The following is a 13,633-nucleotide window of genomic DNA, read 5'->3' on the forward strand; positions in this document are numbered from 1 at the left end:
ATCATATCCCCTTCTCGGTTTTTGTTAAGTAGAACAAATTTTTATATCATGTATGATTTTTTTTCCGACGGTTAGTTCTTTTACACGCGCTATCATTTGTTCAGCACAATCATTAGACTTTACAGCAATAATAACAGTATTAAATTCTTTATCCTTTAAGCCAATATCTGGCGAAAGAACTGTCATATCGAAATCTTCGTGTCGGCCGTCGATCACAGCGACTAGCTCACAATAACTGCTTGCTTCGATTTGTGAGATGTAATCATCTCCAATCTTACCTGCCCCGTATATTATGACCTTTTCATTCGGATTGACTCTCCAAAATGGGAAAATGGCCATCCAATTTTTATGTCTATACTTTTTTAATCTTTCAGTATAATATTCCTCCTTTAATGACGAATAGTTCAAATAATCCCACTGCTTTTCATAATAATGTTCCGCCGGCCTATGTTCAGGCATATTAAAGCTTTTGTTATTATACTTATCCGATATTAATACATCTTCCAAAAAATTTTCGTATGTTTTACCTTTAACCTCACTGCCATACCATGAGTCTTGTGTGTCATACCCTAAAACCCCAGATGCCTTTGTTGTCAAAACATTTGCTGTAATGACACAGACACCCTCGTAAGATATAAGCCTTGCGGTTTGAGCCACTGCTATAATTACATCAATTTTTTTAAATATGATTCTTGGAATAGGAACCAGCACACCCCAAAAAATAATCTTAACGTTATCTGCACCATAAAAAATATCATTTATATATTCTCTTATCGGATTTTCATCTCCTATGAAAATCAAATTAATATCGTATGATGGATGTAGTCTAGCAAAATTTTTCACCCCCAAAAGTGCCTTTCTCACAAAGGGTTTATCCATTCTTGAGATAATACAAATATTCCATTTACTACGAGGCAACAAATCAACATTTTCAAATAACACATCCTGCACAGGATCTTGTTCTACTATAAACTCTGGGTATTCTATTAATCTATCAATAACACCTTTGTAACCTTTAAATAATCTTTTTGTGGCTTCCCGAGAAGCAATTAATTCATTTCTGCAATACTTAAAATAAAAAAAATCCAAATTCTCTTTATAATAAGTTTTATAACCATTTTTATTACGATAGTATTCATTACAACAAAAAATATAATGTTTACATTTTAACTTTTCTGCTAACAACTCACCCCAAAAAGCTGCCACATCATAGTGAGATTCAATGATGTTCAAATCTTCTTTTCCTTCAATTCCTATGTCGGTTAATATTCCATCGACAATGTAATCACATACCTTCTCTTGTAAATCATATGGAAGTAGCCCCAGTCCCATATTACCACCAAATAAAAATTTATTAAGATATGCAATATCGCACTTCTCATTATTATTGCCAGCAAATAACACAATTACATTCCAACCGCATTTTTCCAGATATCGTGCCTTACCAGCAGTATATGCCTGTGTTCCCCCTACAGGATGAATATCATATGTGATTATTATATATTTTTTCATAGCTCCCATTCCTCACGAACTAGTTCTTAAGAGCAAACGACATTGACAACACCATAATGATAATCCTGAATTATTCATAAAACAACATTCAAAACCATCTAAGCCCTATCAAACCTGAGCACGGTGGATGTTTTTGCTGTTTCAACTGCGTTGAATAATTCAAAATTAACTTATATTTGGCACCCAAATCATCACTTCTTCGTCATAACCAACGCGCTTTAATTGCATAAAAATCTCATCACGCATCCGTTCTTTGGCTACCGCAACCAATATGTAATCAATTTTTTTACTCATAAGTTTATTCGGATCAGATATCTCACCCCCAAAATGTTCATAGGCATTGTCGACCCAAGCTACAACATCGCAATGCTTGCAATTTAATAACGATGCGTATACTTGACGGCCAATGCTTCCCGCACCAAAAACAGCAACTTTTGCTCCTTTAGGAATTTTTTCTTCCATACTATGACGAAATACCCGTAATTCCAATTCAGCAACTCGTTTCTTCAATGTATCAATACCTTGCCAATAAGAATACATTAATCGATTCATGTGCTGTAAAGAAACCCAATGTTTCTGATACAAACGTAGTTCTCCACTTAATGCCTCCCAAAAACGCTTTACAAAGCTTAATGGATAATGCTTTCGCATAAAGGGAAGCAAACGCACGGATAAATCTTCAATCGATATGCCTAAACGCCCACCAAAACTATCTTTACTTTCTAATCTATAATCAAAGAATGATTCTACAATATCCTGTCCTGCAATCTCCACAAGATTATCATAAAGATCATGCATATCTTTAGGAAGTCGAAGCACCCCAAGTGATTCATCTCCATGCGGTTCCAAACCATTGTTTTTTACACATTGATTTAAATATTTCTCTCCATGCCATCCCGAATACATATATGCCCCACCAAGTTCGCCAGGACGATTATAGAATTCCACATCATGAAAACAGACTATAGCATCGTTTCTCATGTACGGTAACAGCATAATTAAATCTATTAATGGATAAGGATGGGCATGTGCTCCATCAATAAAAATCATATCTATTTTTTCTTTTTCAGACAAAATATTTTCAATATCAAAAGTTGTCATACCATTCATAAATGACCAATGCTTAAGCTCATCGCTGCTTGCTTCTTTTTTTACAACCTCACCATAAAAATCACTTTTCTCTACTTCAATATCATATTGATGATATTGCGAATTAAATATAGTACCCGCCTTCAGCATATAAAGAGCAGATACCCCACGGTAAATTCCTACCTCAACAACTCTGTTAATTCTTGTACCATCTTTAAATATATAATTTTTGATAAGTCCCATCAAAAAGCATAATTGCGATGGAGTTGCTGAAACATTAGTATCATACTTTGTTCTATAATCCGGCAAACTTTTATAAACCTCAAAACCAACTTTTTCATAATATCCTTTCTTAATCCATTCTGTCATTATGAACCTACTCCTTTTCTCTTATGCACACCAATAGCAATCAAATAGCTAAAACCTGAATTATTCATAAAATAAGATACAAAGCCAGTTACACTCCACGTGATAATGCACTTTCTCATGGGATTATGAATTCATTTTGTAGTTAAACCATTCCATTGCATGTTCATGGCCAAACACATATCCCATGCTCTCGTCAAATCCACTACCGCGCAAGACCTCCTGTACCTCATCAAGATGCTCATCTCGCAAGGCTAGCACAGTAATTGCAGAAGCCATAGCAGGCTTTATATCTTCTACAAGAAAAACTGGTAGGCCAAGGTAATATTCTGTATTGCGATGCCCGTCTGAAACAACGAACCCCACCACATCAACATTTTTATGACAAAAAAATTCATATGCGGCGCATCCATATTGCCCTGCTCCATAAATATAAACTTTTTTGCCTTGACAGGATTGGTAAAGAGCATTCAAATTTGGACATACCTTTTGTGACCATTTCAGCATTGATGACAGCCCCTCAGCGAAACGCTTATTAAAGCTTGTGGCACTGAGAGACTTAATACGTTGAAAACCACGCTCACGCAACTCGCAACACAAATCATCATCAAGCCATAACCTTTTCAAAACTGCAACAATATCTTCAACAGAATCTGGATTAAAAACTAAGCCGGCATCTCCTATTTGCCATGGCATAGCATAAAGATTTGAAACAGCTACTGGGCATCCCATAAAGAGGCTCTCCACTGGCGGAATATTCGTTGGTCCATCATATGTAGGCATAACCATGGCTCTTGCATGCTTATACAAATATTTCATCTGTGAATTGTTTATTCCACCTGTAATGTCCACTTGTTCCTCTAATCCAAACGCTTTGATGACTCGCTTTATCTGTTTAGCTGCTCCTGACTGTCCCTGTCCTGTGAATAGAAAATTAACCTTTATTCCTTCTTCTCTAAGTTGTTCCATAGCCATAAGCAGATTCAAATGATTTTTGTGGTATCCAAAATTCGCTGGATAGAAAAAAAACTTCTCATTTTTTAAAGCAACAGGTTCCTCAGGCTCTTCTTCCTCTAAGTATTTACATGGTCTAAATGGTAGCACATAAATCTTGTCCTGATATAAATGACCACATACATGCATTATTTGCTCACGACCTAAATCAGAATCCGTGAAAACACCTATTGAGTGTCTGCAAAACATTTGATACATATATTCATTATCATAACCGCGATGAGTCGCAAAACTTTTATCATAATAGCACATAATATCGTGTATTACATTTATAACTGGTGTTTTAAGCATCATACTACTACTAGCATCTGCCCCATCCATAGGATAAATAATAGCATCACAATTATAACTATCCATTGTCTCTATGGCATTATACACGTCTTTAGACAACAGCACTGCTTCAATATCAGGATATTGATTCATAAGCGTCTCTTTCCATATATCAACATGGCAAAATCCAATAACATCCATTTTACCTATTTGGCAACGCAAAGCATCAAGAATAAAGAATATATAATGATAGCTACCACCTGCTTGTGGCATACGGTTTAGATACACCCCTATCTTTTTTTTATTTGTCACACTCATAAAGAACCTCCTTCAGTTTTTCCACCACATACTCCTGGTCATCGTCAGTCAAATTAACACCGCTTGGAATATAAAAACCTCTACGAGCTAAACGGGAAGCCACAGGATACTCCTCTCCGTCAAACAGGTGCATTCCCTTAAATACCGGTTGCTCGTGCATTCCCCAGAAAAAGCCTCGACAGCCAATTCCCTCTGCACCAAGGCGTTTCATCATTTCATCAGCATCCACAGGAATTTTGTCATCTAACACTATTCCGTATACCCAGTAAATATTATCGGCATAATCTGTACTTGTAACTGGCAACTGCAAACCATCTACATCTTTAAGTAACTTATTATAAAGCGCTCCGATGTGGTGTTTTTTTTCAACCGTTCTTTTCAATTTTTCCAGTTGAGCGCACCCCAAAGCAGCTTGGACATTAGTCATACGAAAATTGTAACCAAGCTCTTCATGAACATACCGCTTTTTAGGACTAAAAAAAAGATTTCTAACTAAAGCACATCTTTCTGCCAAATTATCATCATTCGTCAGCACCATTCCACCCTCGCCACAGGTAATGTGCTTGTTAGGATAAAAGCTGAATGTGCTTATATCGCCAAAACTGCCACATGGACGCCCCTTGTAGGTCTGACCATGCATCTCCGCAGCATCTTCGATTACATACAAATTATGTTTTTTTGCAATATCCAGCACTGGATCCATATTTACCGGCAAACCATAAATATGTACCACCATAATTGCCTTAGTTTTTTCTGTTATCTTAGCCTCAATGTCTTCCACCTTCATATTAAAGGTTAATGGGTCTGCATCTATAAGTACCGGTTTTGCCCCCACTCTTACCAGAGGGGCTGCACAGGAAATAATAGTGAAGGTTGGCATAATCACCTCATCACCCTCACCAATTTTTAAGGCCAATACAGCAGTATCCAATGCTACCGATCCGTTGGATACTGCTACTGCATGCTTTCTATCAGTAAGCTCTGCCATCCCTTGCTCAAAACGCTTTACAAATGGTCCCTCAAATGAAATCCAATTTGTATCTATACATTCATTAATATATTTTCGCTCATTGCCATCTAAAACCGGTTCATTAACAAATACCCTTCTCATACCAATCCCCCATTTTTTATTAATTTAAAATAACGTTCTCGTCTTCAACTGACGGAAACCTAGTCTTATCCCCGTCTCCAGCATAAGGCCCCTGTTTTACCTCAATCATTTCAATATCTTCCAATACCTTAAAACCATGTCCACCACTTACTAAAAGAATAACGTCACCTGCATAAATAATGTGGCTTTCAATATAATTTTGATCATCATCATAAAAATCAACCCTCATTTTTCCTTTACGAATGACCAACGTCTCGCGTGTATATACTACACTTCTATGTACCGGATTATGCACATGAGCTGCTATTTCGTGTCCAGCAGGATGTTCCATATACGCCAGCTGTTGGGACAATTCATTTGAAGTCAAAAACGAAATTCCTGGTTTATGGTATGTGTGGGGAATAATTATCGCCAGAAGATTTTCTCCATTTCTTATCTCTTTAATCATTTGTACCTCACTTTTTTCACCAAAAAATATCACTAAATTTAATATAATCAATATTCCTTTTATACCCAGAGTCGTCCAATTGTTTAGCTATATCATCTTGATAATTTCTTGTAGCAATGATAAAAACTTCATTCTCTTCTTTTCTAATCTCATCCAAGTTATACACAATATTATTATTGAATTGTTTGGCGCTATTGTCTACGTATGCCACTATTTCAACACCAATAGTGCGCAATATTACATCTATCCAACTACAATCCAGGCCACACCCAAACAGTATTATTTTTTTCCCACTAGGCAAGTTATTTAGAATAAGTTTATTCACATAATGTTCAATCATATCATTTCTACGATCAATAGCTTTTCTAACCAATGAGACAATATGTCTATTCCAAGAAATAACTCCACAAATAGACAATATATCTTCCCTATACTTATCTAAAATGTACTCATACCCTTCCATATCCTTATTCATGTCACTAGAGATTTGACCTTCATTATGAAGATTATAAACAAACAAGGGCTTCTCGATGTGGATAAATTCACATTTTTTTAGCCAATCTTAAACTTGTGTCCCATTCTTGATATGTCTTGATGTCCTCCCCTAGTTTTCCTACTTCTAATAAAGCTTTCTTTGAAGTCAACATGGCCTGAAACATAGGTCCCGTACTATTTAGTAGATTTTTATAACAATCATTTCCCTGTACAACAGGCAAATTCCACACATAACTACATTTTTTCGAAATATCATGTACTTTACAATTTCCGTGAATAACAACATATTCGTTATAATTATGATCTTTCAATACATTTAACTGTACTTCCAGCTTGTTTTCTAACCATTCATCATCGCTATCACAAAAACAAATCCATTTACCACTAGCAATATCTATTCCTTTATTTCTTGCTACTTGAGCACCAGAATTTTTCTCTAGTTTCTCATAAATAATATTGCTATCTGTATAATCCTCCTGATACTTCTTCACAATGTCTGATGTTCTGTCTGCTGAACAATCATCTATTACTATTATTTCATCTGCCTTATGGGTCTGTTTTATTATGCTGTCCAAGCATTTTCCTATTCTTTTTTCCCTATTATATACCGGTATTACGACAGATATTCTATTTTCATCATCTATCTTTTCCCCTATCATTTCTCTCCTCCTGCTTACAGCATTTAACATATTGAGCTGGTATGATAAGTGCCACTTTTCAGGCAATACAAGTAGTTAAATGACTCTATAATCTATCATTATTGATATATTCTTTCACTTTTTCTATCACCATTTGAGGAGTGATAGACTTCATGCATTCAGGATGCTTGAGCCCTCTGGCGCACACAGAGAAATCATTATATAAATAGCAACAATCACAACACTTTCCAGCACGCATATTGATGTTTTCTTGATAGCCAAAATAATGAACTGGCGTAGGACCGAACAACACAGCACATTTTGTCCCTATTTGTGTAGCAAGGTGCACTAAGCCACCTTCACAATCAATATGAAGAATTGAATCCCTTAACACATACTTTACTAACTCTAAATCCTTTCCAAACAGATAATAATCTACATTGTCTATTTTTGCACCACCTTGTATACCAATTTGCACGATCTTTATGTCTGGAAATGCTGCATGGAACAATCTATTAAATTCAGAATAACTCTCTATTTCCCACACCTTATTCGGTATTTTTTCCGGGCAGGAATCCCGGTGTCCACCCCAACCGTAATTTATAGTAATATATCGGCCCAAATTAATATTTTTAAATTCAGCTTCTAATTTTTGATCAAATGTTATCTCCACTTTATTATCAATTGTATAATCAAACAGTTCATTGTAATTTGTATAGCAGTTATAACCTAATACCCTGCATCTGGAAAAGTGGATATTTCTATGCAAAGGATTATCTGCATCTAATCCATATTGCTGTACATAATCCTTTGCCTTTTTCAAAAAAATATAAAATCGATGATCCAACGAACATATCTTATCCAAATTTATTTGATAAAACTTTAAGACATAATCATATCGAAATACAACATCATAATCCGATAATTCCTGTGGATACACCGTTCTTGAAAAAATTTCATTAATATTTTTCTTATCTCCAAAAATCGATTTTGCATATTTGTAACGTGCAGGAGATACATATAAATCAACAACGCATTTTTCCATATTTGCATAGGTCAACATTGCATCTAGAAAATACTTGTTGATAATTTGATCTCCCAAGCCTCCCGAAATAATCATCGCAATTGATATTTTATTTTGGGAAGAAATCACATCTTTTTTTACAGTAAAACATGCCATTTGGGATTTGCCCAAAGAAGGAACTGATTCTGAAGATGCTACGATTATTTTATCTTCCGGAATATCATATTTTTCAACAAGCTCTTTCTGAATTTTTGCTACTTCAACCCTATTTTTTACAGTTATTACTACTTTATCATAGTGGTATGCTTTTATCTCTGACGGAGGTATAACCTTCACTAAATTGGACGAATACTGAGCACTCTTCCTATCTGCTACTGCAACAATCTCACAGTATCTGTTTAATTCAATTTGTGACAAATAGTATCGTCCAATAACACCAATTCCATAAAGAATAACTTTTTCGCCTGGATTTATTCTTTCATAAGGAAAAAGATAATATTCCTGTTCCATGCCCCGTATCTCCTAACCAATTAACTTTATTCTCTCCCTTGCCACACCTATTCCCTGTAAATAATCAACAACCTCTGTCGCTATTTTTTCCTTCACAATAGCAACAATTATATAATCAAATGCACTTATATCAATTTCGTCCGCAGATTGTACTTCTATACCATCTACAAATCCGATGCTCTTGTAATTTTTATCAACACACCCAACGAGTTCAACATTATCAACATATTTTATCAACCCTAATAAACTTCTTCCAACTACACCTGCACCATACACAAGCACACGGGTATTCGGTGGAAATGTGCATAGATCTTTAAACTTGGAATTTATTATCCTTTTTGCATTCATTTTGACGGCTTTATCGAACATCGTACATAACTGCTTATCATAATATCTACGAATCATTTTATAATAATTATCCATTTCCCAACTTGAAGGAAAATATTGCCACCTAAGTGTCAAAGCCATAAGCAAATTTGCTAAATTTCGCTTAGTTTCATCGGTTAACCTAAATGCCCCAATATTAGGATACGAATACTCATCATTTTCTAAAGAGTCCATGTTTATCATTTTATCTCCGGATACCGCTGATAATAACATAGCTGTACAATAAGAATGCTCTGCATAAACTTTATACTGCGTCAATGCAATATCATGCAGACATACAACAGCCCCTGTAGACAAAAAAGGGAATATTACTAAAAAATCCAATATTTCGCCTGGAAGCGAGTGAGCCGTATCCAATATAACGAAATCTATTTCATTTCCTATATCGTCCAAATGAGATGCTATTCCTGTACCAAATAGGAATTTATGAGTTCCATGATTCAATTTTTTTATAGCTTCTTCAGCCAAGTATCCGCATTTTTCGTGTGGCTTCCTATAATAAAAAGAATTTATATCCACAGAATACATTTGATAAGGTTCTCCATTTTCTTCCAAACACTTTAATATGATGGCCGTTGTGCCTCCAGCAGCGACTCCAACCTCTAAAATCTTTTTTGGGGCGAACTTTTTTATAAGGCCACACAAAAAAGCTGAATCATGCTCTGACATCTCAATATCTTCAATGTGCTCTATTTGAGAGACAATGTCTTTTCTAAACGAGTAATCCTCAATAATTTCATCTATTAATAACATTTTATCCCCCACATCTCAAAATACATTCAGATACCATTCTGCAAACTTAGTCAAACCTTCCTTAATTGATACCTTTGGCCTATAACCAAACTCCCGTTCCAAGTCAGTCACATCCGCATATGTCTGATAAACATCCCCCGGCTGCATCGGCAAATATTCCTTAATAGCCTTTTTCCCCAATGCCTCCTCAAGAACCGACACAAAATCCATCAACCTTTCTGGATTATTGTTACCAATATTATAAACCCTATGTCTAACGCCATTTCCATCTAGACATGGTGATTTTTCTAATATTAGTGTCAACGCCTCCACTACATCATCTATATAGGTAAAATCCCGTAACATGTTCCCGTTATTATAAATTTTGATAGGAATATTTTTCATAATAGCATCAGCAAACTTATAATAGGCCATATCAGGTCTTCCATATGGTCCATACACTGTAAAAAACCTCAACCCTGTTGCCGGTATTTCATACAGGTGACTATATGTATACGCCATAAGTTCGTTTGCTTTCTTTGTTGCGGCGTATAAACTGATTGGAAAATCCGTCTTGTCCTCCACCGCAAAAGGTGTTTTATGCTGATTGCCATATACAGATGAACTGGATGCATATACTAAATGTTCTACGGAATAATGACGACAAGCTTCTAAAATGTTAAAGAAGCCGCAAATATTTGAATCAATATACTCCCTAGGATGATCAATACTATACCGAACCCCAGCTTGAGCTGCTAAATTCACTACTACATTAGGGGTATATTTGTCAAAAACACTTTCCAATGCTTGAAAATCAACTATATCCAGTAAAACAAATTTATATCCAGAATATTTTTTTAAAATTGCCAATCTCTCATTTTTCAAAGCTGGACTATAATAATTATTTAGATTATCTACACCAATAACCTTATATCCGTCCTCCAGTAATCTTTTTGATAAATGAAAACCTATAAAGCCCGCTGAACCAGTCACTAGAATCACTTTATCCGATTTAACAATAGACATTTCCAATACTACCATCCCCAAGAATAAACTTTATTTTTTCCCCTCTTGCTCTGCCAAATATTTTTTCAAATCATGCAACCTTGAGACATTATGTTCATTATGAAATATCCAATGCTTATCGCGATTATAATTATCCGTAAGAAATAGGATATCATCCAAGGAATATCCGTTTTTCCATAACACATAGGGAAACGCTATCTGATCCCTTCTACATTTTGTTTTAACTTCAGTCCACCACTGATCCATAATTTTTACACATTGCGGGTGGTTATGTTCTCGTAGCAGAATATTATTTAATCCCATTCCCCCTCCCCTGGGAAATCCTTCCAACCAATAACCTTTTACTTGGTCATATACTTTTTCCGGCAAATCGCGTCTCTGCTCTATCACAGTCATAGCTTCTTCGTATATATCACCCCAAATATTCCTCGCAGTTACACCAATACGTGGAGCAAGCAAATAGTCAAAAAAACGATGTCATATCCTCGACGATCTCAACATTTCCATCATAGTAAATACTTCTTCTATAATTCGGGAAAATCTTATGTGCATTAATCTTGCAATAGCGATTCATTCTTGTATAATCACCAACCAGTTCCTCCGGTACAATGTTTTTAACATCAATCCATTTGTACTTTGAACCTTCTATCGGTGGTTTATCAGATATTAGGAAATAATCGTAAAGGGCAGAAGATAATTTTGGCTCAATAATGTTATCATAGTCTCCAACCACACAGGTATAAGCAACGATTCTGTCATCAGTGATAAAATCAAAATATTCCCACCCTATATGTAAATGACGGTGCAAAACATCGTATGGAATAATATGCCTAATCCCCATGTTTCTCAGTTGTTCCACTACATCCGGTACAGTCGAAAAAGCCACAGTCAATACACATATGCATCGTGCACTATATTCTTTAAGCTTATCTATCTCGCAGCATTCAATACCATCTATTATTATCTTTCCCCATTTATCTTTATTATTGTCACAAAAAAAATCTGGTTGAATACCTCTCTTTTTCAGCTCACGGTACCCATATCCTGTTCCCAAAAGACCTGTTCCCCAAAAAACAGTCTTAAATTCACTGTTTTTCATCTTTTGGATATATGATTCGACAATATCTGCCGGATATTTATCTGAATACGACGAAGATCCATAAACCTTCTTTTTCAATTAATCCATCTCCCAGTCAAAATTTTAATATAATTATATATCATATCCATCTCACTTATATATCCCTTATATATACCTTTTCAAAAACATCATCCAGCACATTGTCGTACCGATTTGCTATTATGCATTTTCATACACTTCCGTTAACAAAAGCACATCATGTCAACAACTGCTTGCGCCATTTTAATACTAACCATTATTGTTACGCACGCATTCTATCTAAGATTATCCTTAAGCGATCACTGGTCAATTCTGCGGGATTAAGAAGTTTTATTTTGTTGTTCAATTTCTTGCCATAGGCAGAAATTAACTCCTCCCTAGCACCAGCAGCCAACTCGTACTGCCCAATCCCCATTAAAATATAGTCGTATTCTACTTCACCAATCTTCTCTGGGGAATCAACATTCAAGCCAGCAGCTCGATGTTTTTTATAGGATCGATCGCTCCATAGTACAATATGACCACCATGTGTAGAAATAAAACGATAAAGCTGTACCCCCAAAGATCCGGCTCCATAAAGCACAATTTTTGCTGCCATAGGCACACCATAAGGAAAGATTGTCTTCCCCTCCATTTCACCAAACAGTTCATAGTCATGCAGCAGAATATTATTATAGGCTAAAAGAATCATCTGTCGCTCCACATTTTTCTGGAATTCCGATGGAACCAATCTGCCCTCCCCCTGTAGGTGATTTATCAGTGCCATGCTGCTTTGACGCTGACGTAATAACTCCGCCCCCCGATTAACCTGATGGCACATGGAATCATTATTTTTGTAATAGTAATAAGCCCCTTTATGCGCCACGGACAGAGACTGTGCTGCCAACAAACAAGTAACCATGGCAGCACATCCCTCTCCTATGGAGATACTGTTATCTACTTTCATTTGGCACATCTGAATAAATTTTGTTTTAAACAAACAACCACACAAACTATTACGTACCAATTGACGAAAAACATACTTTTCGTCAATCAGATTCAGCAGAACCTTTTTCTCAATGCTCAATCGGTCATAAAAACCTTCCGTGAGACCACTATTCTGTTTCTGCTGATAGCCATCGCCATATACCTGGACAAAATCAGTGAAAATAATATCCGCACCTCTTCTCATCTCCGGCAACAGCTCCTCACAACGCGTCAAAGATATCTCATCGTCCGCATCCACATAGCTGACATAATCGCCCGTTGCTTTGGCTACTCCTACTTTCCGAGCATATACCAGCCCGCCATTTTTTTGATGAATGATACGAAACCTATGGTCGCAAGACGCATATTCCTCCAGCAGATTACCTGTACTGTCCGTAGAACCGTCATCAACGCATATAATCTCCCAAGGCTGATATGTCTGTCCAAGTATACTCTGCAAACATCTATCCAGATATTTCTCAGCATTATACGCGGGGATAACAAAAGAAACCTTTGGTTGAACTTCTTGTGTCAAATTCGCCTCCATCGATAATTCCTCCCAATACCTTCTTTATGTTGTGGCCAAGTATTGAGGTGGTAAAAATAGCTT

At 36.1% G+C, this 13,633-nt stretch carries 13 protein-coding genes; all 13 read right to left on the bottom strand.

Annotated elements, in window-relative coordinates:
* Positions 1 to 24: 24 nt before the first annotated feature.
* Entirely contained in the window at positions 25 to 1,512 is a 1,488-nt protein-coding gene (locus D081_RS05370) for a hypothetical protein (RefSeq protein WP_085023083.1), read from the bottom strand.
* 165 nt (positions 1,513 to 1,677) lie between these two features.
* Positions 1,678 to 2,970 (bottom strand): class I SAM-dependent methyltransferase, encoded by a 1,293-nt coding sequence (locus D081_RS05375; RefSeq protein ID WP_085023084.1) that lies wholly within the window; start codon positions 2,968 to 2,970, stop codon positions 1,678 to 1,680.
* A 123-nt stretch (positions 2,971 to 3,093) separates the two neighbouring features.
* Positions 3,094 to 4,569, bottom strand: a complete 1,476-nt coding sequence (locus tag D081_RS05380; protein WP_085023085.1) for a glycosyltransferase family 1 protein — start codon at positions 4,567 to 4,569, stop codon at positions 3,094 to 3,096.
* Complete coding sequence (locus D081_RS05385) at positions 4,553 to 5,680, bottom strand: DegT/DnrJ/EryC1/StrS aminotransferase family protein (RefSeq protein WP_085023086.1); 1,128 nt, start codon at positions 5,678 to 5,680, stop codon at positions 4,553 to 4,555. Before D081_RS05385 ends, D081_RS05380 begins: the two co-directional genes overlap by 17 nt.
* A gap of 19 nt (positions 5,681 to 5,699) precedes the next feature.
* Complete coding sequence (locus D081_RS05390; RefSeq protein WP_085023087.1) at positions 5,700 to 6,128, bottom strand: hypothetical protein; 429 nt, start codon at positions 6,126 to 6,128, stop codon at positions 5,700 to 5,702.
* Positions 6,129 to 6,144: 16 nt separating this feature from the next.
* Entirely contained in the window at positions 6,145 to 6,591 is a 447-nt protein-coding gene (locus tag D081_RS05395; RefSeq protein WP_158087560.1) for a hypothetical protein, read from the bottom strand.
* 79 nt (positions 6,592 to 6,670) lie between these two features.
* Positions 6,671 to 7,282 carry a glycosyltransferase family 2 protein gene (locus tag D081_RS05400; RefSeq protein ID WP_158087561.1) on the bottom strand — a complete coding sequence of 204 codons (612 nt, stop codon included), beginning with the start codon at positions 7,280 to 7,282 and terminating at the stop codon, positions 6,671 to 6,673.
* Positions 7,283 to 7,367: 85 nt separating this feature from the next.
* Positions 7,368 to 8,795, bottom strand: a complete 1,428-nt coding sequence (locus tag D081_RS05405; protein WP_085023090.1) for a glycosyltransferase family 9 protein — start codon at positions 8,793 to 8,795, stop codon at positions 7,368 to 7,370.
* Positions 8,796 to 8,807: 12 nt separating this feature from the next.
* Positions 8,808 to 9,935, bottom strand: a complete 1,128-nt coding sequence (locus tag D081_RS05410) for a class I SAM-dependent methyltransferase (protein WP_085023091.1) — start codon at positions 9,933 to 9,935, stop codon at positions 8,808 to 8,810.
* Positions 9,936 to 9,950: 15 nt separating this feature from the next.
* The gene (locus D081_RS05415; protein WP_085023163.1) at positions 9,951 to 10,940 is read right to left on the bottom strand and encodes a GDP-mannose 4,6-dehydratase; all 990 of its coding nucleotides are present in this window, start codon (positions 10,938 to 10,940) and stop codon (positions 9,951 to 9,953) included.
* Positions 10,941 to 10,970: 30 nt separating this feature from the next.
* Positions 10,971 to 11,330 carry a hypothetical protein gene (locus D081_RS05420; protein WP_143272134.1) on the bottom strand — a complete coding sequence of 120 codons (360 nt, stop codon included), beginning with the start codon at positions 11,328 to 11,330 and terminating at the stop codon, positions 10,971 to 10,973.
* 73 nt (positions 11,331 to 11,403) lie between these two features.
* A complete protein-coding gene (locus D081_RS05425; RefSeq protein WP_085023093.1) occupies positions 11,404 to 12,117 on the bottom strand; it encodes a hypothetical protein in 714 nt (237 codons plus the stop codon).
* A gap of 202 nt (positions 12,118 to 12,319) precedes the next feature.
* On the bottom strand, positions 12,320 to 13,570 hold the full coding sequence (locus D081_RS05430) for a glycosyltransferase family 2 protein (protein ID WP_085023094.1): 1,251 nt from the start codon (positions 13,568 to 13,570) through the stop codon (positions 12,320 to 12,322).
* Positions 13,571 to 13,633: the final 63 nt, after the last annotated feature.

This window comes from Anaerovibrio sp. JC8, assembly GCF_002100115.1.
Lineage (GTDB): Bacteria > Bacillota > Negativicutes > Selenomonadales > Selenomonadaceae > Anaerovibrio.